Annotated in this window: 16 protein-coding genes; 9 read left to right on the plus strand and 7 right to left on the minus strand. The window is 73.2% G+C overall.

Annotation, left to right across the window (positions count from 1 at the left end):
• Window positions 1-17: 17 nt before the first annotated feature.
• The 8 genes from ACFVIM_RS01660 (at window position 18) to ACFVIM_RS01695 (ending at window position 11,337) form a co-directional block, all read left to right on the plus strand.
• Entirely contained in the window at window positions 18-821 is an 804-nt protein-coding gene (locus ACFVIM_RS01660) for a single-stranded DNA-binding protein (RefSeq protein WP_384297244.1), read from the plus strand.
• A 479-nt stretch (window positions 822-1,300) separates the two neighbouring features.
• Complete coding sequence (locus ACFVIM_RS01665) at window positions 1,301-2,800, plus strand: TQXA domain-containing protein (RefSeq protein WP_384297245.1); 1,500 nt, start codon at window positions 1,301-1,303, stop codon at window positions 2,798-2,800.
• 632 nt (window positions 2,801-3,432) lie between these two features.
• Window positions 3,433-5,097 carry an energy-dependent translational throttle protein EttA gene (ettA, locus tag ACFVIM_RS01670; RefSeq protein ID WP_384297246.1) on the plus strand — a complete coding sequence of 555 codons (1,665 nt, stop codon included), beginning with the start codon at window positions 3,433-3,435 and terminating at the stop codon, window positions 5,095-5,097.
• A 19-nt stretch (window positions 5,098-5,116) separates the two neighbouring features.
• Window positions 5,117-5,578: an acyl-CoA thioesterase gene (locus ACFVIM_RS01675; RefSeq protein ID WP_384297248.1), complete on the plus strand. Its 462-nt coding sequence runs from the start codon at window positions 5,117-5,119 to the stop codon at window positions 5,576-5,578.
• The gene (locus tag ACFVIM_RS01680; RefSeq protein ID WP_384297250.1) at window positions 5,575-6,255 is read left to right on the plus strand and encodes a hypothetical protein; all 681 of its coding nucleotides are present in this window, start codon (window positions 5,575-5,577) and stop codon (window positions 6,253-6,255) included. Before ACFVIM_RS01675 ends, ACFVIM_RS01680 begins: the two co-directional genes overlap by 4 nt.
• Window positions 6,256-6,499: 244 nt before the next feature.
• The gene (locus ACFVIM_RS01685) at window positions 6,500-8,944 is read left to right on the plus strand and encodes an FAD-dependent oxidoreductase (RefSeq protein WP_384297251.1); all 2,445 of its coding nucleotides are present in this window, start codon (window positions 6,500-6,502) and stop codon (window positions 8,942-8,944) included.
• A gap of 54 nt (window positions 8,945-8,998) precedes the next feature.
• Window positions 8,999-10,192 carry an N-methyl-L-tryptophan oxidase gene (gene solA / locus ACFVIM_RS01690; protein ID WP_384297253.1) on the plus strand — a complete coding sequence of 398 codons (1,194 nt, stop codon included), beginning with the start codon at window positions 8,999-9,001 and terminating at the stop codon, window positions 10,190-10,192.
• On the plus strand, window positions 10,189-11,337 hold the full coding sequence (locus ACFVIM_RS01695; protein ID WP_384297254.1) for an aromatic ring-hydroxylating dioxygenase subunit alpha: 1,149 nt from the start codon (window positions 10,189-10,191) through the stop codon (window positions 11,335-11,337). Before solA ends, ACFVIM_RS01695 begins: the two co-directional genes overlap by 4 nt.
• Here the strand turns inward: ACFVIM_RS01695 and ACFVIM_RS01700 are convergent.
• Window positions 11,334-11,738: a globin gene (locus ACFVIM_RS01700; RefSeq protein WP_384297256.1), complete on the minus strand. Its 405-nt coding sequence runs from the start codon at window positions 11,736-11,738 to the stop codon at window positions 11,334-11,336. The genes ACFVIM_RS01695 and ACFVIM_RS01700 overlap by 4 nt on opposite strands.
• Before the next feature lie 219 nt (window positions 11,739-11,957).
• Here ACFVIM_RS01700 and ACFVIM_RS01705 point away from each other — a divergent pair, with 219 nt between their 5' ends.
• A complete protein-coding gene (locus ACFVIM_RS01705; protein ID WP_384297257.1) occupies window positions 11,958-12,956 on the plus strand; it encodes a methyltransferase domain-containing protein in 999 nt (332 codons plus the stop codon).
• Window positions 12,957-13,045: 89 nt separating this feature from the next.
• On the opposite strand, the gene ACFVIM_RS01710 is transcribed toward ACFVIM_RS01705, so the two are convergent.
• The 6 genes from ACFVIM_RS01710 to ACFVIM_RS01735 form a co-directional block, all read right to left on the minus strand.
• Window positions 13,046-14,380, minus strand: coding sequence for an FHA domain-containing protein (locus tag ACFVIM_RS01710; protein WP_384297259.1), 1,335 nt, complete (start codon window positions 14,378-14,380; stop codon window positions 13,046-13,048).
• 68 nt (window positions 14,381-14,448) lie between these two features.
• Window positions 14,449-15,819 (minus strand): VWA domain-containing protein, encoded by a 1,371-nt coding sequence (locus tag ACFVIM_RS01715; protein ID WP_384297261.1) that lies wholly within the window; start codon window positions 15,817-15,819, stop codon window positions 14,449-14,451.
• Between the two features lie 475 nt (window positions 15,820-16,294).
• Entirely contained in the window at window positions 16,295-17,791 is a 1,497-nt protein-coding gene (locus ACFVIM_RS01720; protein WP_384297263.1) for a protein phosphatase 2C domain-containing protein, read from the minus strand.
• Window positions 17,792-17,794: 3 nt separating this feature from the next.
• Window positions 17,795-20,425, minus strand: a complete 2,631-nt coding sequence (locus ACFVIM_RS01725) for a tetratricopeptide repeat protein (protein WP_384297265.1) — start codon at window positions 20,423-20,425, stop codon at window positions 17,795-17,797.
• Window positions 20,426-20,427: 2 nt separating this feature from the next.
• Window positions 20,428-21,759 (minus strand): hypothetical protein, encoded by a 1,332-nt coding sequence (locus tag ACFVIM_RS01730; protein ID WP_384297267.1) that lies wholly within the window; start codon window positions 21,757-21,759, stop codon window positions 20,428-20,430.
• 87 nt (window positions 21,760-21,846) lie between these two features.
• The gene (locus tag ACFVIM_RS01735) at window positions 21,847-22,917 is read right to left on the minus strand and encodes a glutamate ABC transporter substrate-binding protein (protein ID WP_384297268.1); all 1,071 of its coding nucleotides are present in this window, start codon (window positions 22,915-22,917) and stop codon (window positions 21,847-21,849) included.
• Window positions 22,918-23,029 lie beyond the last annotated feature (112 nt).

A 23,029-nucleotide genomic window follows, 5' to 3' on the forward strand; every position in this document is an offset into this window, starting at 1 on the left:
AGGGGGAGGTGGTCGTCATGACCGAGACGATGGTGACCGTGGTGGGCAATGTCGCCACGGATGTGGAGTACCGCGAGACGGGTTCGGGCGGGATGGTGCGTTTCCGTATCGCCACGACACCCCGGCGCTGGGACCGCCAGCAGGAGGGCTGGGCCAATGGGCCCACCAGTTTCTACACGGTGGTGGCCTGGCGCGCCCTCGCGGTGAATGTGATGGCGTCGGTGGTGATGGGGGACCCGCTGGTGGTTCACGGGAAGCTGCGGGTCAGGGAACAGCAGGGGGAGCACGGCGGGGACGGTCAGCGCCGTACGTATGTGGACATCGAGGCGGTGGCGGTGGGGCATGACCTGACCCGTGGGACGGGATCCTTCCGTCGCGGGGTCAGGCCGGTGCCCAGCCTGGCGGCCGCCCCGCCCGCTCCGGCCTGGGGATACGGACCGCCTCCGCCGGACGCGCCGGGCCCGGCCGTCGGCGGCCCTGACCTCGAGGGCCCCGACCCCGTGGCGGCCGGTCCCGAGCCCGCCTGGCCGCATCCGCATCTGGGTCCGTTCCCTGCCCTCGCGCGGGCCGAAGCGCCGGCCCCGTCGGCTCCGTCAGCCCCGCTGGACCGGTCGGATCCGGTGGCCCCGGCTGATCCGCGTGGCGGCCGGGGCCGGGGGAGTGCGGGTGAGGAAGGGAGCGCGCGCAGGGGAGGAGGCGCGAGCAAGGAAGGAGGTATGAGCAGAGGGCGGCGTCAGGCCAGCGCATCCAGCCGGGCGGCGGAGCCCTCCGGTCCACGCGGTGGGCGGGGCGCGGAAGCGGTTCCCGAACCGGCCTTCTGAACAGGGGAGTTCCCGCGTCATCGGCCTCACGGCCAGGACTCCGCGCCGCTCACCGCCCCCTCTCCGCCTCCCACTTGTAGAGATTTGTCGATTCGGAAGTGCGTCAGGGGTGCGGGTCGCACCTGAGCTGATAACGATTCCGATTCGGAATGCTTAACCGGCGGCTTGACGGGGCAGCGCGCGGCGCGGCGTCCATAGGATTCCCCATACCCATGGGGCACTTGAGGCTGCTGGCGAGGCAGTTTCCCCACGCGCCACGCGCGACACGCGGAGCTCGCTCGTGGCCCTGAGGGATCGACGAACCGTGCTCGTCCGGAGAGGACATTTGTGTTGTGAAGTTCTCCGTGTTCTCAATGTTCACTTCCTTCTCTGGTTTCCCTGGACCCTCCTCCTCCGCCGAACGCGCCGACTCCGCGAGGTCTGCGGTGCCTGCGAGGTCCGCGGTGTCCGTGGTGCCGTCCGAGCCTCCAGCGACCTCCATGACCTCTGCGTTGTCCGTGTTTGCTGCGTTCTCTGCGTTTTCTGCGTTCTCTGTGTCTCCTGTGGCTTCTGCGCTCTCCGCGCTCCGATCGCTCTCGGCCGTGCGGCGGGGCGTGGCCGCGGCGCTGGTGTCGGGGCTCACGCTGGGCGGTTCTCTCGCCGGTGCCACCGGTGCCGCCGCTCTGGGCGGCGGCGGTGAGGCAGGGCGGCATCAGGGTGGCGCCGTGGCCACGCTCGGCGGGATGGCCGCGTTCGACCGCGCGGTCGTGCGGGCGGGCGGCAAGAGCCAAGGGATATCGGCTGGGCTCTTCGAGATGACCGTGGATGGTGGCGGCCGTCTGAAGACCTACGGGGTCGATATGCACAACCCCGCCCAGGATCAGGCCCGCTACCAGGAGACGGGCTGGCGGGAGACCTCCCTGGCGACCAACCCGAACGCGGGCCGGATCCGCTGGATCCTGCAGAACTCCTACCCCCAGGTCGATGATCTGGTGGCGCTGGCGAAGCGGGCGGGCAGCGGCCCGCTGACCCAGCGCACCGCCGCCGCGGGCACCCAGGTCGCCATCTGGCGCTACTCGGACAACGCCGACGTCGACGCGCTCGACCCGGCGGCCGAGAAGCTCGCCGACTGGCTGGAGCGTGAGGCCGTGAACCTCCCCGAGCCGCAGGCCTCCCTCGCCCTGGAGCCGGGCGCGGTCGCGGGGCGGGCTGGGGGCCGGATCGGTCCGGTGACCATACGGACGGACGCCGACGTGGTCACCCTCGCCCCACCCGTCGACGCCACCACCGCTGGCGGGATGAGCGTCACCGACGCCGACGGCAAGGCCCTGGACACCGCGGCCGACGGCGGCCGGGTCCATCTCGCCGTGCCCGCCGGGACTCCCGACGGCATGGCGGAGGTCACCGCGCACGCGACCACACCCGTCCCGGTGGGCCGGGCCTTCGCCGCCGCCGACAGCACCAGCCAGACCCAGATACTCGCGGTCTCCAGCGAGGCCACGGTCTCCGCGACCGCCAGCGTGACCTGGGCGGAGGGCGGGGCGCTCCCGGCGCTGTCGGCACGGGAGAACTGTGTCCGGCGCGCCGTCGAGATCCGGGCCGAGAACCGGGGACAGGCCCCCGTCACCTTCGAGCTGGCGGGCGCGGAGCACACGGTGGCGGCGGGACGGTCCACCACGGTCACCGTGCCGGTCGCCGAGGATCAGACGTACAGCCTCACCGTCTCCGGTGCCGGAGGGCTGAACCGGACCTTCCCTGGGGTGCTGGACTGCCAGATCACCGGCCCGGCCGCCCCGGCATCGGCCGTGGGTACCCAGACGGGCGGTGCCACGCCGATACCCGGGTCGGCCGGTCGGCCCCCGGTCGGCCTGGAGACCGATCTGGCCGCGACCGGTGGCTCCCGCGCCACGCCCATGATCGCCGGGATAGCGGTCACCCTCGTGGTGATCGGCGGTGGGGCGGTCCTCCTTCTGCGGGACCGGAAGCCTTCCCCGCGGTGATCCCGCCCATCGGGCCGTGATCCACCCGGGTCTCGGGACCTCATGGCCTTCCCGCCGTAGTGGCCTTCGTCCGCTGGTGGCTGGGGCGGCTGGGGCGGCTGGGGCGGCTAAGGCAGCTGGCCGTGGGGCGAGGGTGGGGCGAGGTGAGGCGAGGCGAGGTGGTGGCCTGGTCAGCCTGACGCGGACGGCCGCGGCTCGTGCCGTGACGGGAAACTCGTGCTGTGACGGGAAAGGTGCGCCGTGTGCCCGCCGCATCCGGTGCTGGGGCACTCCCCCAGGATCCGTCCGGGGCACCCCCGCCGCGTCCGACCGTTCCCGTCCGACCGCCCCCGTCCGACCGTTCCCCTTCCGCGTCCCGGCTCCGCCCTGGGGCCGCCCCGGACCGCCCCGGTCCGTCCGGGCCGCCCATTCCCGGCATCCGTCGACCGCCCCACCAGGCCCGGGGGCGTCCGACGCGAGGACGGGGAGGGCCCGGGGAGGCCCGGTGGGGCCGGGGTCTTGGCAGGGGGCAGGTGGGGCCGCCGGGCGGAGACAGCGGGGTGGCGCGGGCTTACCGGTTTCCATCGGGGGATGGACGTACGGCAAGATGGGGTGTATCTCTGCCCACCCACTTTCTTGCCGGACGGTTTCTCTTGGCTGAGTACATCTACACGATGCGCAAGACGCGCAAGGCGCACGGCGACAAGGTCATCCTCGATGACGTGACGCTGAGCTTCCTGCCCGGCGCGAAGATCGGTGTGGTCGGCCCGAACGGCGCCGGTAAGTCCACCGTCCTGAAGATCATGGCCGGTCTGGAGCAGCCCTCCAACGGTGACGCCTTCCTGTCGCCCGGCTACACCGTGGGCATCCTGCTCCAGGAGCCCCCGCTGGACGAGTCCAAGACCGTGCTGGAGAACGTCCAGGACGGTGTGGCGGAGATCAAGGGCAAGCTCGACCGCTTCAACCAGATCGCCGAGCAGATGGCGACCGACTACTCCGACGAGCTGCTCGACGAGATGGGCAAGCTCCAGGAGGAGCTGGACCACGCCAACGCCTGGGACCTCGACGCCCAGCTGGAGCAGGCCATGGACGCGCTGGGCTGCCCGCCCGGCGACTGGGAGGTCACCAACCTCTCCGGTGGCGAGAAGCGCCGTGTCGCGCTCTGCAAGCTGCTGCTCGAGGCCCCCGACCTGCTGCTGCTGGACGAGCCCACCAACCACCTGGACGCCGAGTCGGTCCAGTGGCTGGAGGCCCACCTCGCCAAGTACGCGGGCACCGTCGTCGCGATCACCCACGACCGGTACTTCCTGGACAACGTCGCGGGCTGGATCCTCGAACTCGACCGTGGCCGCGCCATCGGTTACGAGGGCAACTACTCCACCTACCTGGAGACCAAGCAGACCCGTCTCAAGGTCGAGGGCCAGAAGGACGCCAAGCGCGCCAAGCGGCTCAAGGAGGAGCTGGAGTGGGTCCGCTCCAACGCCAAGGGCCGTCAGGCCAAGTCCAAGGCCCGTCTCCAGCGCTATGAGGAGATGGCCGCCGAGGCCGACAAGATGCGGAAGCTGGACTTCGAGGAGATCCAGATCCCGCCGGGCCCCCGGCTGGGCAGCATCGTCGTCGAGGTCGAGAACCTCTCCAAGGGCTTCGGCGACAAGCTGCTCATCGACGACCTCAGCTTCACCCTGCCGCGTAACGGCATCGTCGGTGTCATCGGACCCAACGGCGCGGGCAAGACCACGCTGTTCAAGATGATCCAGGGCCTGGAGCAGCCGGACTCCGGCTCCATCAAGGTCGGCGAGACCGTCAAGATCTCCTATGTCGACCAGTCCCGCGCCAACATCGACCCGAAGAAGTCGCTGTGGGCCGTGGTCTCCGACGAGCTGGACTACATCAACGTCGGCCAGGTCGAGATGCCGTCCCGCGCCTATGTCTCCGCCTTCGGTTTCAAGGGCCCGGACCAGCAGAAGCCCGCGGGCGTGCTCTCCGGCGGTGAGCGCAACCGGCTGAACCTGGCGCTCACGCTGAAGCAGGGCGGAAACCTCCTGCTCCTCGACGAGCCCACCAACGACCTCGACGTCGAGACCCTCTCCTCGCTGGAGAACGCGCTGCTGGAGTTCCCCGGTGCCGCGGTGGTCGTCTCCCACGACCGCTGGTTCCTGGACCGGGTCGCCACGCACATCCTGGCGTACGAGGGCGACTCGAAGTGGTTCTGGTTCGAGGGCAACTTCGAGTCCTACGAGAAGAACAAGATCGAGCGTCTCGGCCCGGACGCGGCCCGTCCGCACCGCGCCACGTACAAGAAGCTCACCCGGGGCTGAGGGGAGCGAGACGCACGCGATGGCCCGGCACCTCTATCACTGTCCCCTCCGCTGGTCGGACATGGACGCCTTCGGGCATGTCAACAACGTCGTCTTCCTGCGGTATCTGGAGGAGGCGCGGATCGACTTCATGTTCCGGCTCAGGCCCCGGGACGGCTCGCCGTCGTTCTCGGGCGGGTCGGTGGTGGCCCGGCATGAGATCGACTACAAGCTCCCCCTGGTCCACCGGCATGAACCGGTGATCATCGAGTCCTGGGTCACCAAGATCGGCGCCGCGTCGCTCACCATCGCGTACGAGATCAAGGAGGCGGACGACCCCCAGCGGGTCTATGTCCGGGCCTCCACCGTCGTGGTGCCGTATGACCTGGAGGCGGGCCGCCCGCGCCGGATCACCGCGGAGGAGCGGCACTACCTCCAGGAGTATCTGGAGGGGGCCGAGCCCCGGCGGACGGGCGCGGAAGAGGACGCCCTCGTCGCATGAGCGTCCCCGTGCGGAGCCTGCACCTCGCCGACGCGAGGGAGGCGGAGGATCTCTCCGCCTTCCTCGCGCGGCTGATCCACTACGACCGGGCCGCTGCCGTCCGCCTCCAGGCGGGCGGCCCCGAGGGCCCGGGTCCCCATCTCGCCGTCTTCGGCCGTCCGCCCTCCTTCGAGGTCATCGCGATCCGTACGGCGCGGCTCGGCGACCCCGTCGACCTGGACGTCACGGTCTCGGCGGGCGAGCTGCTCGAGTGTGTGACGGGGACGGGTTTCACCGTCCCCGAGCCGGTCACCGGTCCGCCGTGGGCGGGGGTGCTGCCCCCGCGCGGTGGCTGGCGGGAGCTGCCCGGGCTGCCCCCGGTGGACGTGGTGCGCGGGGTGGTGGCCGCGGCGGTCGCCGAGTTCCGCGACCGGGACGCGGCCCTGTCGCCGGAGCGGCGCACCCGCGCCGAACGGGACCGGATCGGGCGCGAGATCTGGTCGCGTGACCTCGCCGGTACGGCGCTGCCGCTGCGCGCCGCGCACGCGGCGCACTCGCTCGGATTTCTGCGGCCCGGCGTACCGCTGGCGCTGCTGGGCGCGGGATCCTGGCTCCGGCTGAGGACGCCCTTCGGGTCCGTGGCCCTGCGGACGAACGGCCTCGGCGGGCTCAGCGTCACCCCCGTGACAGCGCACTGACCCGCCATGCCCCAGGGCGCCGCTCGCCCAGCCCAGGCCGCCGTCCGGGAGCGGGTGCCCTACCCGCCGACGGCCCTGCGGCCGCGTCCCTCCCGCGTCCGCGCGCGGCCTCTGGAACCGGCGCCTCCCGCTGCGTACCGCTGCCCCGTCGTGCCCTTGACGGTGGGCCGGGGCCGTTCCCACTATGTGTCTGTCTCTCATCGCGCGACCCATCGTGTACAGCGCGACCGCTGGGGGTTGAGGCATGCCCAGGACATCCGTGGTCATCATCGGCGCGGGCATCGTCGGATGCTCGCTCGCCGCCGAACTCACCGCGCGGGGATGGAGCGATGTCACCGTTCTGGAGCAGGGCGAATCGCCGATGCCGGGCGGGTCCACCTCGCACGCGCCGGGGCTGGTCTTCCGGACCAACCCGTCCCGGACGATGAGCCGGCTGGCCATCCGTACCGTCGAGACCCTCACCGCGCTCGGCGCGTTCGACGCCGTCGGCGGGCTGGAGGTGGCCACCACCCCGGAACGGCTGGCCGATCTGCGCCGCAAGGCGGGACTCGCGGCCTCCTGGGGCATCCGCGCCGAGGTCGTCGGCCCCGGCCGCTGCGCCGAACTCTGGCCGCCGCTCGACCGCGACCGTGTGCTCGGCGGGCTCCACACCCCGGACGACGGCATCGCGCACGCCGTGGAGGCCGCCCGCCGCCAGCGGGAGCGCGCCCTCGCGCGGGGCGCCCGTTTCCTGGACCGGCACACCGTGACCGGTGTGGAGCGCGCCAGCTCCCCGGGCGGCGCCGGACCGCCCCACCACGGCACCCGGGACCGGGTCACCGCCGTGGTCACCGACCGGGGTGTCTTCCCGGCCGAACGGGTCGTCTCGGCGGCCGGGTTCTGGGGTCCCGTGATCGGGGCGATGGCCGGGGTGACCGTCCCTCTGCTGCCCCTGGCCCACCAGTACGCCACCACCACCCCGCTGCCCCGGCCGCCGCGCCCCGGGCTGCCGGTCCTGCGCCATCAGGACCGTGACCTCTACGCCCGGCAGCACGGTGACCGGATCGGCATCGGCTCCTACGCCCACCGGGTGCTGCCCGTGGACCCCCGCTCCCTCCCCTCCTACGACGACGCCCCCGTCATGCCCTCCTCCCTCGCCTTCACCGCCGAGGACTACGCCGCGAGCTGGGACGACGCCGTGCGGCTGCTGCCCGCGCTGGCGGAGGTGGAGATCGCCGACGGGTTCAACGGTGTCTTCTCCTTCACCCCCGACGGCTTCCCCCTGCTGGGGGAGGCCCCCGAACTGGACGGCTTCTGGCTGGCCGAGGCCCTCTGGGTCACCCATGCGGCCGGGGCCGCCCGGGCCGTGGCGCAGTGGATGACCGACGGCCGGGCCGACCTCGATCTGCACGAGTGCGACATCGCCCGGTTCGAGGAGGCCCAGCGTTCCCCCGGCTATATCGCCGAACGCGGGGCGCGCGCCTTCACCGAGGTCTATGACGTCATCCACCCCCTCCAGCCGCCGGGGCGGCCCCGGCCGCTGCGCGTCAGCCCGTTCCATGTCCGCCAGTGCGAGCTGGGGGCGCACTTCCTGGAGGGCGGGGCGTGGGAGCGTCCGCAGTGGTACGAGGCGAACGCGGGCCTGCTGGCGGGAGGTCCGGTCACGGGCGGCGGCGCCGAGCGGCGGGACGCCTGGGCGGCCCGCCACTGGTCGCCCATCGTCGGCGCCGAGGCCCGCGCCACCCGGGAACGGGTCGCCCTCTACGACATGACACCCCTGCGCAGGGTGGCGGTGAGCGGGCCCGGCTCGCTGGCCTTCCTCCAGGGCGTGACCAGCAACCAGCTGGCCAAGCCGGTGGGTTCGGTGACGTACGCGCTGCTGCTCGACCACGGCGGCGGGATCCGCTCCGATGTCACCGTGACCCGGCTCGGCGAGGAGCGCTTCCAGCTGGGCGTCAACGCGCCGTCGGACGTCCACTGGCTCCTCGGGCGGGCGCCGGGGACGGTCCGGGTCGTGGACATCACCTCCGGCACCTGCGGTATCGGGGTGTGGGGTCCGCTCGCCCGCGATCTGGTGCAGCCGCTCACCCAGGACGACTTCTCCCACCACTCCTTCCGCTACTTCACCGCACGGCGCGCCCATATCGGCGCGGTGCCCGTCACCGCGCTGCGGCTCAGTTATGTCGGCGAGCTGGGCTGGGAGCTGTACACCACGGCCGACCTGGGGCTGAGGCTCTGGGACACCCTCTGGGCGGCCGGCCGGCCGCTCGGTCTGATCGCCGCGGGCCGGGGCGCCTTCGCCTCGCTCCGGCTGGAGAAGGGGTACCGCGCCTGGGGGCAGGACATGACCACGGAGGACTCACCCTATGAGGCGGGGCTCGGCTTCGCCGTCCGCCTGGGGAAGGGGGAGTTCACCGGCCGGGACGCGCTCGACCCCGGGAGCGTCTCCCGTTCCCTGACCTGTCTCACCCTCGACGACCCGTCGGCCGTCGTGCTCGGCAAGGAGCCCGTGTATGTGGGAGGGACGGTCGCGGGCCATGTCACCAGCGCCGCCTACGGGTACACGATCGGCCGCTGTGTCGTCTACGCCTGGCTGCCCCCGCTCGCCCCGGGCACCCCGGTCCAGGTGGAGTGGTTCGGCGAGAAGGTGGCCGCGACCGTCGCCGTGGAGCCGCTGGTCGACCCGGCCATGGACCGCATACGGCGCTGAGCGCGCCCCATCCCGTCCGTACTCCCGTCCCGCACCGACCCCGGAGGCCCGCTCATGCCCCATGACGTCATCGTGCTCGGTCTGGGCGGTATGGGCAGTGCCGCGGCGGCGCATCTGGCGCGGCGGGGCGCGCGGGTGCTGGGGCTGGAGCGGTTCGGGCCCGCGCATGACCGGGGGTCGAGCCACGGCGGCTCCCGGATCACCCGGCAGTCGTACTTCGAGGACCCCGCCTATGTGCCGCTCCTGCTGCGCGCCTACGAGCTGTACGAGGTGCTGGAGCGGGAGACCGGGCTGGAGATCGCCACGCTCTGCGGGGGGTTGATGGCGGGGCGGCCCGACTCCCGTACGGTCGCCGGATCGCTGCGCTCCGCCGAGCGCTGGGACCTGCCGCACGAGCTGCTCGACGCGCGGGAGATCCGCCGCCGCTTCCCGACCATGACCCCGGCCGATGACGAGGTCGGGCTGTACGAGGCGCGCGCCGGGCTGCTGCGGCCGGAGAACACCGTCACCGCCCATCTGCGACTGGCCGCCCGGCACGGCGCCGAGCTGCGCTTCCAGGAGCCCGCCATGGGCTGGGAGGCGGCCGCCGACGGGGTACGGGTCACCACGGCCCGGGGCGCGTACACCGCCGGGCACCTGGTGATCTGCCCGGGGGCGTGGGCGCCGCAGCTGCTGGCGGACCTGGGGGTCGCCTTCCTGGTCGAGCGCCAGGTGACGCACTGGTTCCAGCCGGACGGAGGGGTGGGTCCCTTTCTGCCCGAGCGCCATCCCATCCATATCTGGGAGGACGCCGACGGCGTCCAGTCCTATGGCTTCCCCGCCATCGACGGGCCCGGCGGCGGGGTGAAGGCCGCCTTCTTCCGCGCGGGCCGTGAGTGCACCCCCGAGACCATCGACCGTACGGTCCGGGACGCGGAGGTGCGGGCGCTGGCCGACCATGTCCGCGCCCGGCTGCCCCGGCTGCCCGGTACCCATCTCACCGCCGTGACCTGCATGTACACCAACACCGCCGATGAGCACTTCATCATCGCCGGCCATCCGGCGCACCCCGGGGCCGCCACCGTGGCCTGTGGGTTCTCCGGGCATGGCTTCAAGTTCACGCCCGTGGTCGGCGAGATCCTCGCCGATCTGGCGCTGGACGGCACCACCCGCCATCCGATCGCGTTCTTCGACCCCCGCCGCCTCAGGGCCGCGGCCGCCGGGAGTGAGCCCACGGCCACGTCCGCCGGGAGGGAGCCCCGCCCATGACCACCACGCCCCGTCTGATCCCCACCCTCCCGGGCCGCCTCTACACCAGCCCGGAGTTCTTCGCGAGGGAGCAGGAGGCGATCTTCGAATCGCTCTGGTTCTGCGCCGTCCGCTGTTCGGAGCTGGCGTCTCCAGGTGCTTTCCGTACGGTGATGATCGGAAGAGAGAACATTCTGATCGTCCGGCATGGGGACGGCGGACTGCGCGCCTTCCTCAATGTCTGCCGCCACCGGGGCGCCCGGCTCTGTACGGAGGAGGCGGGGGAGGTCCGGCGCACCCTGCGCTGTCCGTACCACGCCTGGAGTTACGACCTGGACGGGGCGCTGGTCGCCGCGCCCCATCTGGCGCGGATGCCGGACCTCGACCGGGCCGGGTACGGGCTGCGGCCGGTCGCGCTGCGGGAGTGGCTCGGCTACGCCTGGCTCTGTCTCGCGGATGAGCCGCCCCCGTTCGAGGAGTCGGTCCCGGGCGCGGCCGCCGAGCGGCTCGGCGAGGCCGCCGCGATCGACCGGTACCGCGCGGAGGACCTCGCGGTCGGCCGCCGGATCCGCTATGACGTGCGGGCCAACTGGAAGCTGATCGTCGAGAACTTTATGGAGTGCTACCACTGCCCGACCATCCACCCGGAACTGACCGCCGTACTGCCGGAGTTCGCCCGTGGCTACGCGGCGCAGTCCTCCGTCGGCCACGGCGCCGCCTTCGCCGAGGGGGCGCGGGGTTTCACGGTCGACGGGGGCGCGGGCTTCGGGCGGCTGCCGGAGCTGGCGGCGGAGCAGGACCGGCGCTATTACGCGATCACCGTGAGGCCGCAGGTCTTCATCAATCTGGTGCCCGACCATGTGATCGTGCACCGTATGTTCCCGACCGCCCATGACCGTACGGTGGTGGAATGTGACTGGTTGTACTCCCCGGAGGTGATCGAGTCCGGAGTGGATCTGTCACGCTCGGTGGAGCTCTTCCACCGGGTCAACGTCCAGGACTTCGCCGCCTGCGAGATGACCCAGCCCGGAATGGGCTCCCGCGCCTACCGGGCGGGCGGGGTGCTGGTCCCCAGCGAGCACCACATCGGGGCCTTCCACGGCTGGGTGCGGGAGCGGGTGGGCGCGGAGGCGGCGCCGCCGGGGAGCGAGTCGGACACTCCCTAGCCCTCGGCGTTGATCATCGAGGCGGCCGCGTAGGTGAGGTAGTTCCACAACTGCTGTTCCAGCTCGGGGGCGAGCCCCAGTTCGTCGACCGCGTCGCGCATATGGCGCAGCCAGGCGTCATGGGCGGCGCGGTCCACCGGGAACGGCGCGTGGCGCATCCGCAGCCGGGGGTGGCCCCGGTTCTCGCTGTAGGTGCGGGGGCCGCCCCAGTACTGCATCAGGAAGAGCGCGAAGCGCTCCTCGGCCGGGCCCAGGTCCTCCTCCGGGTACATCGGCCGGAGCAGCGGGTCCTCGGCCACACCCTGGTAGAAGCGGTGGACGAGGCGGCGGAAGGTGGGCTCGCCGCCGACCTGCTCGTAGAAGGTCTGCTCCTGGAGTGTGCCGCGCGGGATCTCGTTCACCTGTCCATCGTCTCAGATGCCTGACCGAGGACCTGGGGCCTAGGACCCACCGCCCCGGGCCGGTGCGCATGCTCGGACCCTTCCGTACGCTCCCCGCCTCACGCGCGAGGTGTGTCCGGGCCCACATGTGTCTCCCGGCACACGCGCGGGCACCCGGGTCCGGGGGCGCGGGGAGCGGGGATGCTCGCGCCGGGGCGCGGGGAGCAGGAGAGTGGAGGCATGGGTACGTTCCCGGAACGGTATGCCGAGCCCGCCACCGAGGCCCGCGGGGCGATGGTCCACAGGATCGTCGCCGAGGGCGGACTGGGCGATCTCGCCTGGCGGCAGGCGTTCGAGGAGGTGCCCCGCCATCTGTTCGTCCCGTACTACTTCGTCAGCGGCACGGGCGGATACGAGCGCCTGTGGTGCGAGGACCCCGACCCCGTCCGGCGTGAACGCTGGCTGCGCGGTGCCTACGACGACGGGCCGCTCGCCACCCGGGTGCGGGACGGGGAGCTGATCTCCTCCAGCAGCCAGCCCTCCCTCATGGCGCTGATGCTTCAGGAGCTGGAGATCCGCTACGGCGACTCCGTGCTGGAGATCGGCGCGGGCACCGGCTACAACGCCGCGCTCCTGTGCCACCGGCTCGGTGACGCCCGGGTGACCACGGTCGACCTCGACCCCGAGATCACCGACTCCGCCCGCGCCCATCTCGCCGCCGCGGGCTACCGCCCCACCGTGGTCACCGGCGACGGCGCGCGCGGCTGCCCGGAGCGTGCCCCCTTCGACCGGATCATCGTGACGTGCACGCTCGCCTCGGTTCCGTATGACTGGCTGTCCCAGTGCGCTCCCGGGGCGGTGATCCTCGCCCCGCTCTCCACCGGGCTGATCCGGCTGCGGGTACGGGACGAGGGCCGGGAGCGGGTCGCGGAGGGGCGCTTCCTGCGGACCTCGGCCTACTTCGTGCCGCTGCGGGGCGGCGGGGCGCCGCCCGCGCGCCGCCGGGGACACCTGCCCCGCCGACTGCTGGAGAACGATCTCTTCCGCTTCTTGCTGACACTGAGCGCGGGCGGGCTCGATCCGCAGGAGGCCCGCTCGCTGTGGGAACGCGAGCGGCGCCCGTCCCGTGACCGGTTCGGGGTCACGGTGCGCGGGCGCCGTCAGTGGGCCTGGCTGGACGATCCCGAGGGGCCCTATGTCTGGCCGCTCGGCCGCGCTGCCCCCGGGGAGTCGCCGTGACGCGCGGTCCCGCCGTGGCGGTGGCCGGCGGGCCATGACCGTGCGCCGGGCGGGACTCCGGCGGACCGTGGCCCGCCGGAGCCGATCGGTCAGGGGTTGCGGCGGACCGTGATGGTCGTCCACGCGCCGACGTGGACGCGGTCGCCGTCGTTCAGCGGCACCGGCACATACGGCTGGATGGGCTCCTCGGAGCCGTTGATCGTGGTGCCGTTGGTGGAGTTCTGGTCCACCACCGACCAGGAGCCGTCCGGCTGCTGCACCAGCACGGCGTGCTGGTGCGAGACGCCCGGGTCCTCCGGCGGCACCGAGAGGTCGATGTCCGGCGCCTCGCCCGTGGACTGGCGGCGGCGGCCGATCGTGACCTGGTTGCCGGTGAGCACCAGACGCTGTTCGGGGGAGTACGCGGGCAGGTTGAGCCCGGAGGCGTCGGGGCCGCTGCGCTGCATCATCGCCATGAAGTACTCGCGGTCGGGCGCGATCACCGCCGCCCAGCCGGTCTGTCGCGGCTGCTGGAACGACGAGGGCCCCGACTGGAGCTGACCCGGGGTGGACCTCGGGTCGGTCAGGCCGGGGCCCGGCTGCTGACCGGCGCCCGCGGCACCTCCGTACGACGGCTGACCACCCGCGCCCGGGGGCGGCGGGAAGCCGCCCAGTGCCTGCCCGGTGCCCGGTCCGCCCTGCGGTCCGGCGGGCGGGGGGAGCGTCCAGTCGTCCGTGCCACCGCCCTGGGGGCCGGCGGGCGCGGAGGGGCCCTGCGGGAACGAGGGCGGCTGCGCGCCGGGCCGTCCCGGTCCCTGCGGGAAGCCGGGAGGGCCGCCGATGGGGTCGGCCGCACCGAGTCCGCTGTGTCCGCCGGGCCCGCCCGGTCCGCTGAGTCCCCCGTGACCGCCGGGGCCGTTCGGATCGCCGAGCCCGCCGTGACCCCCGGGGCCGCCGACACCGCCCGGCCCGCCCGGACCGGTCGGGAACAGCGGCGCTACCGGGGACTCGCTCAGCGGTTCCGCGGGACGGTTGAGCTGGGAGGGCCGCGAGCCCTGGTACTCGTACGGGTCGAGCGGCGGCGGCTGGTGTCCGCCCCGGGGCCCGGCCGGCGGCTGGGGGTCGAACCCCTGCGGTCGGTGCGGTCCGGGGGACGGCGGCTGGGGCGCGGGCGCGATCGGCGTGTACGACGTGGCCGTCTGCGTCAGGAAGTTGTAGCGGCACTCCTCGCAGAAGGGGGCCAGCTGCTCGCGCGGGGTCCGGCACTGCGGGCAGAGCTCGGCGACGGCGGTCGCGTCACCCGGCCCCGGGTAGCCGTAGCCGTAGCCGGAGCGCGGCGGCGGCGGTACGGACCCCGTGGGGGCGCCGGGGCCGGCCATGCGGTGACCACAGATCTCGCACCAGTCGTCGGAACCCGACTGGTGTCCGTTCGGGCAGGTCGGCATGTCGGCGCTTCCCCCTCTCCTCAAGTCGGCCCGCAGGGCCGTCTCATTCTCTGGTCTTCTCGCTATTTTCACTGCTTCTTCACGCGAACGGTCTTGGTCGACCGCGTTTCGAGTGTCATCTCATCGGCGTCCGCGACCGTCGCTTTCAGTCGCACAGTACCTGTCGCCGCGTCGACGACGTCCACCACCTTCGAAAGGAGTTTCGCCGTGTCCTCGTTTCCGGAGGCTTCCGCGAGCTGGACGGCGCGCCCGAGTTTGGCCGTCGCGCCATCGAAATCGCCTGACTTGCGGGCATTCAGGCCCTGTTGAATGGCGTCCGCCAGTTCGGCCTGCCCGGTGTAGTGGGCGACCTGGGGATTGAGGGCGGTGGACGCGGCCATGTCATCCGTCCACACCGCGCGGATCAGTCCCTGGGCCAGGCCCCCGGAGGAGCCGCCGCCGTCGTCGCCCGGCAGCACCAGCGAGGCACGGGCGGCGAGCATCTCCTGCCCGATCTCCGCCGAGGGCACCCGGACGCTGATGTGGTAGTCGCGGGACTCGTCGCCCCAGGAGCCGGTCGGATAGTCCCCGGCCCGGGGAGCGGTCTCCGTCCGCCGGTGGGTCAGCTCCTCGACGGTCGGCGCGACCTGCTTGACGAACTGGACCTCCACGCCGACCGGTGTCCACAGCCGCAGGGCCACGTCCGCGACGCCCTTGCCCATCACCTTCTCCATCATGGCCGTGAAGTCCGCGGTGAGCCCGGCCGGATCGGCGACGATGTCGGCGCTGCCCAGCAGCGCGGAGGCGATGGCGTTGACCTCCTTGACCTCCCAGTCGGTGCCCACCCCCCGCGCGTCACAGGTGAACAGGCCCTCGACGGAGGCCAGGGTGGACCGCAGGTCCTCCGGGCTCTCGTGCTCGTTGCGCCCGTCGGTGAGCAGGATGCCGTGGCGGATGGCGCCCTGGGAGCGGGCCAGCAGCCGGTCGGCCAGCCGCAGCCAGGTCCCGATGGCGGTGCCGCCGCCCGCGGAGAGCCGGTCCAGCGCGGCTCTCGCCTGGGCCCGGGTGCTCTCGTCGGCGATGGCGAGCCGCCCGCCGCCGGGATAGACCTCCCCGGCCAGATGGGTCCCGGACACCACGGCGAACTCGGTCCCGTCGCGCAGGGTCGCGATGGCGGCGGCGGTGGCGTCCCGGGCGTGGCGCATCTTGGTCGGCGGGTACTCCATCGACCCCGAACAGTCGACCATGACCACCACGGCCGCGCCCGCGCCCGGGGGCGGGTGGGGCAGGTCCGAGGGCGCGCCCGCGCGGCCGCCCAGCGGCAGTCCGCCGGTGGTGCCGCCGCCGGTGGCGGAGACGGTCACGATGGCGCTCACCTCACGGCCGCCCTCCGGCAGGAACTCGTTCTGGTACACCTCGACGGAGAACTGGGGCACGTGGGACTTGGAGAAATTGGCCATCGCTTCGGCTCCTTGAGTGCTCAGCGCCGGGGACTGGGCGCTCCGCTCGGGAGGTCAGGCGACCGGGCGGCCGGGCGATCGGGCCGATCGCGCCGGTCTGGTCGCTCTCTTCGACCTGGGTGGTCTCGGTGGCCCCGCCGATCGGTACGACCCGACCGACCGGCGCGACCTGGGGGACGGGGGACCCGGCCGGTACGGCCCGGACGGCCGCGCCGGCCGGTGGGGCCCGTACGGCCGATAGGACGCGTACGACCGGTACGACGCGTAGGGACGGGCTGACCGTTGCGGTCCGTACGGACTGCGTGGTCCGCGTGGCCTGTACGGGGGTGGGAACGCGACCGGCCCGTGGGACCGGACCGGTCGGCGTGACCAGGACCACCGGCGCGATCTGTACGACGGGTACGCCCGCCCCGGCCGGGACGCCCGCGCGGGTCGGCGGCCCGCACGGGCGACGGACGGACGCGGGACCACGGACTCACACCCGGTGCTGGGCGTCGTAGGCCGATCCTGCCCCCTGCCGCGCCACGGCGAACGGCACCACGGCCACCGTTACGTTGTCGTGGCCACCGCCGTCCAGCGCGTGGCCGACGAGGACCTGCGCACAGTGCAGGGGACGGTCGGCGGCGTCCGCGGGGATGGCCCGCGCCATCTCCTCGGCGCCCTCCGCGTAGTTCCACAGCCCGTCGGTGCAGACCACGACCACCCCGGGGTGGTCGGGCTGGAACACGGCCGTGTGCGGGTCGAGTTCGTACGCGTCGGCGCCGAGCCAGCCGGTGATGGCGTGCGCCCGCTCGTCCGCGTACGCCTCGGCCTCGCCCATCAGCCCGGCGGCCACCATCTGCGCCGCCCACGAGTCGTCCTCCGTCAGCCGCGCCGCGCCCACGGTCCGGTCCTCGGGCACCCAGTACACCCGGCTGTCACCGACCCAGCCGACCGTCAGCAGGCCGCCCGCCGAGACCGCGCCGACGATGGTGCAGGCGGGCGCGTTGAGCTGGCGCGGGGAGCTGTCCAGGGAGTCGTCGAGCGGGTCACGGCCCGCCAGCGCGTTCACCGCTGTCCCGGCCGCCACGATCGCCTCCCGCATCGCCCGCTGGGGGTGGACCCCGCGCGGCAGCGCGTCCAGCAGCACCTCGTTGGCGGCCCGGACGGCGGCCTGTGACGCCTCGTCGGGCCGGGTCGCCGAGGAGACCCCGTCGCTGACGACGGCGATGACGGCGGGGGACCCGTCGGGCAGGGAGGTGTTCGACACGGCGAACGCGTCCTCGTTGCGGTGGTGGCGCAGCCCGCGGTCGCTGACGGCGGCGACGGCGCCCAGTTCCTGTTCCATGTGGTCCCGTTCGCGGGGCTGGGCGTGGCCGCAGTTCTCGCAGTACCCGTCGGTGTCCACGCGTCCCGTGCGGCACGCCACGCACACCTTCCACCCGTACCCCGCGTACGCCGGTTCCGCGGCGCGGGGGTCGGTACGGGGAGGCAGCGGCGGCGCATCGGCGTCCCCGGATCCGTAGGCCCCGGGGCCGTACGCCCCGGTCCCGGAGTCGGCGGCCGGGGGCGGCGGGTACGGCAGGCCACGCGGGTCACCCGGCGGCCCGGACGGGGGGAACGGGCCCGGCGGGTGGTCATGGACCGCGTACCCGCCCGGAGGTGTCTCCCGCGCGTAGACCGGGGCCGGGTGCGGTGTGGCCACGGTGCCCGGGAAGGGGGCACCGGGCGCCTGCGGAACCGGAGCCGGTTCGGCCGGGGCGGTACCCGGCCAGCCGGAGGCGTACTCCGGCGCCCGGTCGGTCAGCGGGTTCCCGGGCGGCGGCCCGAGGGGATGGCCGATGGGGAGGGTCGGCCGGTCACCGCCCGGCGGTGGGGGCACGGTCGACAGATCGTGTCCGCACGCGCCGCAGTAGCGGTCCCCCTCCTCCAACGGCTCGGAGCAGCTCGGGCACAACGGCCAGGCGGCAGGCTGGTGCGTCTGCGAGGACATCAATCACACCCACGTCCGGGGGCGGAAGCGGTTGGCGCGCTCCACCAGGTCCATCCGCTCCTCGCCCCGCTGGGCGAGCCGGGCGAGTACCCGGAAGGAGCGTTCCAGCCCGAAGCGCAGCCCCCGCTCGTCCAGTTCGCTGCCGAGCAGCACGGCCGGAACGGGCGCCGTGGCGGGCGCCGCGCCGGGATGTGCCGCGCCCGACGGGTCCGGAACGATCGAGGTGTCTCCGGGACTACCGGAGAGTACCCAGTCCAGCGCGGCGCCGAGCACCTCGGTCGACAGCAGCTCCCGGCGCTGGGCGTCGAGACCGACCCCCTCCAACGCGTCCACCTGGGCCGCGGCGGCGGCCAGATCGGTGATCAGGGCCTCGCGCGCCGCGCGCCGCCGCAGCCGCGCCCGGACCGCGGCCACCCGCGCCGCCGTGAAGTGGATCGACGACTCCGGCACCGACTCCAGCGCCCGCACGGCCCCGGCACGGTCGCCCGCCGCGAGCCGCACCCGCGCCAGCCCGAACGCCGCGCTGACGAAACCGGGATCGGTCGCCCATACCAGCCGGTAGTACTCGGCCGCGTTGTCCAGCTGGCCCAGCACCTCGGCGCAGACACCGAGCGCCAGCTTGGGCGCCGGTTCGCCGGGGAAGGCGTCGTAGACCGCCTCGAAGGAGAGCGCGGCCGTCTCGAAGTCCCGGTGGACCAGCGAGGCCAGACCCCGGTGCCAGATCACCCGCCAGTCGTCGGGGTGCCGCTCCTCCAGGGTCTCCAGCGCCCGCGTGGCCGCCGCGACCTCCCGTAGTTCCAGGCGGGCACGGAGTTCGCGCAGCCGGGTCTCGATCGTGGGCGTGGGGCCGGTGGCCAGGGCGGTGATCAGTTCGGAGGGGGCGGTGGCCAGCAGGGACGCCAGGAAGCCGGAGTTGGGGTCATGCGGGTCGACCCGGGGCAGCGGCAGCGCCAGCGCGACGGAGGGCGGGTCCAGTTCCACCAGATGAGGGGTGAGACGGGCCGCGCTTTCCGTGCCCGCCGTGGGGACGGCCGTCGTCCCGCCGCCGCGCGCCCGCCACCAGCCGCGCGCGGGGCGGGTGCCCAGCGCCGACACCTCGCCGTTCAGTTCCGTGAACAACTCGGTGTCCGTCACGCGCAGTTCCGGCCAGAAGAGAGAGGACAGCGACGGGCGCGGACGTCCCGTCTGGAGCGCCACCACCTCCCGCAGCACACCCGTCAGCTGCTCCGACATCTCCTCGGCCGAGGCGAACCGGCGCTCCGGATGCGGGTCCGTCGCCCGGACCAGCAGCCGGTAGAACGACTCGTAGGTACGGAACACCTCGATATGCTCCGGATCGGGCAGCGACTCGGCGAACACATTGGTGTAGCCCTGGAAGTCGAAGGTCAGCACGGCCAGGGTGCGCGCCACCGTGTAGAGGTCGGAGGCGACCGACGGCCCGACCTCGGCCACCTCGGGGGCCTGGTAGCCCACGGTGCCGAAGATGGCGGACTCGGTGTCGTCGGCCCGCCGGACCGCGCCCATGTCGATGAGCTTGAGCTGGTTCTCCTGCTGTATCGCGTTGTCGACCTTGAAGTCGCAGTACAGCAGGTTTCTGCTGTGCAGATGGCCCAGCGCCTCCAGCGCCTCGATGCCGTACGCGCACGCCTGTTCCACCGGCAGGGGTATCCGCCTGCCGTCCGGGCCCCGGCGCTCGCCGGCCAGCTGTTTGAGCGACTTGCCGCCGACGTACTCCATCACGATGTAGCCGTCGAGGGAGCCCGTGCGCTGGTCGAGGTGTTCCACGAAGTTGTAGATGCGGACGATGTTGGAGTGCTCGATCTCGGCGAGGAAGCGCCGCTCGGCGATGGCGGCGGCCATCGCGTCCTGGTCCCCGGTGTCGAGCAGGCCCTTCAGCACCACCCAGCGGTCGGCGACGGCCCGGTCCACCGCCAGATAGATCCAGCCGAGGCCGCCATGGGCCAGACACCCGATGACCTGGTACTGCCCCCGGACGATGTCGCCTTCCACCAGTTTCGGTACGAAGGAGTACGGATGGCCGCAGGAGGTGCAGAACCCCTCCGTACGCCCCGGGCGCTCCCCCCGGGCCCGGCCCACCGGGGCCGCGCAGTCGGAACGGGAGCAGAACCGCTTGCGCTCGGGCACCTCGGGGGAGCGCATCACGGCCGCACGCGGATTGGGGCGCGGCACCTCGGGAACCGTCACCAGCCCCGAGCCCAGCCGCTTGCGGGCCGGGCCGCCGCCGGTGGAGCCGGTGGCGCGGACCGCCACGGCACGGGCGGTGGCGCCGGGACGGGCCCGGGAGAGCCGTCCCGACACCGAGCGGCGGGAGGTGGAGGAACGGGCGGTGCCGCCTCCGGATCCCCCGGATCCACTCGCCGGGCCCGCGCCTCCTGACGAGCCCGCGCCGCCCGAGCCGCCCGCGCCCCCTGACGAGTTCCCGGAGTGACGCGACGAACCGTGCGCGGGCCCCGCGCCGCCCGGCGCGGCCGGTCCGGGCCCGGGGCCGCCGCCCGTGCCGTTCACCGCGACGACGGGGGCCAGACCGCAGGTGTCGCAGTACAGCCCGCCGTCACCCATGTCCTCGTACGAGCCCTCGCATGTGGGCCGCTGGCAGCCGGTTCGATCGCTCACGCCTACCCCCTGGGGTCGGTGGGTCCGGGTGGTCCGCCCTGGTGGGCCAGGGCCTCCGCCGCCGCGTGCTGATAGCGCAGCACCGCCTGCTCGGCCACGCGCAGATCGCAGGGCGCGCTCCACAGCATCCGCCGGGCCAGGTCGTACCGCTCGCTCAGCAGCGGGTCCCCGGCCAGTCCGAGCCGGGCGACCTTCGCCTTGTACGCGTCGAGCCGTCCGCGCAGTTCGGCGCGGACCGCGAGCGGCGCCGTGACGGCGGTCAGCGACTCCCGCGCCCGCAGCAACTCCTCCTCCGCCTCCCGCTCCAGCGCCTCCAGCAGCGGTGAGAGGCGGTGCCACTGGGAGTGCCTGCGGTACTCGGCGGCCGTGGCCAGCCGCTCCTGGAGGGCGAGCGGCGGCCCGCTGACGGCGGGCACCTCGGTCGCGGCGATCTTCGCCAGCACCTCGCCCCGCGCGGACCGGGCCTCGGTGAGGGTGCGGTCGGCGCGGGAGAGCAGGTCCCGCAGCTTGACCAGCCGCTCCTCGGAGTCCTGGCGGACCCGGAGCACCGCCTCGATCTCCCGCCGGATGTCCTCCAGCGCCCGCGCCGCCCGGTCATAGCGGTCGGTGTCGGGACGGCCCCCGCCGGGCGCCGAACTGCCCGGCGCGGGACGCCAGAACGCCAGCGGGTCGGAGACCACCTGCGCCCGGAGCGTCAGCAGTTCCGCGGTGATCGAGGCCAGTTCGTCCCCGGCCGGGTGCTCACCGGGCCTGACCCCCACCGAGTGGGCGAGCTGACGGGTGCGCTGGAGCTCGGCCGAGAGCAGGTCTATCCGCGCGGGCAGCGCCGACCAGACCGCGTCCGCCGTCACCACCATGTCCAGCGAGGCCGCGTACAGCCCGTTCATCCGCTCGACCAGCGCCTCCAGGGTGAAGCGCTCGGAGAGCCGGGCGGGGCCGGTGGCCGGTGACATCAGCTGGGGGGCGCCGTTGGCGACGGTCACGCTGGGGCCCCGCAGCCGGTCGGTGAGCTCCACCAGATCCTCCCGGCTCGACCAGCGGCGGCGCGAACGCAGCTCGCGGATCTCCCGCAGCGCGCCCGTGTACGCGTCGAAGTAGGCCCAGAGCAGCGAGATCGCCTGCTCGGTCGAGGCCCAGCGGTCCCGGGTGACCCCGGTCAGCTCGGCACCCTCCAGGAGTCTGCGTCCGGCGTGGTCCTGGAGGGCGAGCAGGGACGACTCGATCGCCTCGTGCTCGGCGCCCAGCCGTGCCAGCGCCCGGTCGACCTCGTCCCGGTCCATCGCCGGACCCGGTGCCCTACCGCCGGAGCCGGGGAACGGTCCCGCGACGCCCATCGATCACCTCTCTCTTCCGTTCTCCCGTGTTCCCTTGCGCTCTCTCGTGTTCTGTGACGTTCTCTTCCGCCGGGTCTCTCGTGACCGTCAGCCCTTGTGGTACTTGGGCTTGGGCGGGCCGGATATCCCGGGCATGTCGGCCTTCAGCCAGGTGCGGTAGGCGGCGAGCCACGGACCCGCCCGGTACCGCTCCAGCACATGGTTGATCCGCCGCACCAGGTCGTCCTTGCCCTGTTTGACCGCCACCCCGTAGAACTCGGTGGTGAACGGCCGCTCGCCCTTCAGCTCGACCGAGGGGTCCTGGGCGGCCTGGCCCGCCGCGAGGGCGCTGTCGGTGACGACGGCGTCCACCAGGCCGTTCTGGAGCCGCACCAGACAGTCGAGCTGGTTGGGCACGGTGAGGATGTCCTCGTCCCGGGGGGTGTCGTCGTGGGTGTCCCGGAAGACCGCGCCGAACGAGTTGCGCTCCAGGGCGTCATAGGCCGTCGAGCCCTCCGCCGAGCAGACCCGCTTGCCCTTCAGCGAGGGGTCGTACCCGGTGATCCTCGCCGACTTGGGGGCCAGCACCTGCTGGCCCGACTGGAAGTACGCGGTCGAGAAGTCGACCAGCTTGATCCGGTCGCAGTTGATCGTCATGGTCCGGACGACGATGTCGACCGTGCCGCTGTTGAGGGCGGGGATGCGCTGGTTGGTGGGGATGGCCCGGAAGATGACGTCGTCCCGGCTGCCGAGGATGTCCTCCGCGATGGCGCGGGCGAGATCGATGTCGAAGCCCTTCAGCTCACGGGTGGAGGGGTCGCGGTAGCCCCAGCGGTAGCTGTTCTGGTCGACGCCGACGATCAGCTTGGTGCGGGCCTTGATCTCCTTGATGGTCGGCCCGTCGGCGGGGGAGGGGCGCAGCGAGGTCTCCGGCGCCGTGCAGGCCCGTGGCTCCGGCGGCGCCTCGGCCCGGGAGGCGGGGGCGCTGCCGGCCCCGAACGTGTCGGTGGCCGCGCCCCGGGAGAGCGGCAGGACGGTGCTGGCGGCGGTGAGGCCGCAGACGGCGGCCATGGCGATCACCCCGCCCCAGCCGCGTGGGCCGCGTGGGCGGGGCGCGCTGATCGCGCTGGTCGCGGGGTGCCGGGTGTCCAGGGCACGGGTCCGGTCGTCGTCGGTCATCGCGCCGTCTCCCCTCGCGTCGTCGTGACGTCGGCTGTCCGTGGCCGTGCCTCTCGGGTCCTCAAGACTCCGGCTTCACGCGGTCGTGCCACTCGCGGCGCCGTGACTCCGG

Origin of the sequence: Streptomyces sp. NPDC057638 (assembly GCF_042800315.1) — a bacterium.
Taxonomy (GTDB): domain Bacteria; phylum Actinomycetota; class Actinomycetes; order Streptomycetales; family Streptomycetaceae; genus Streptomyces.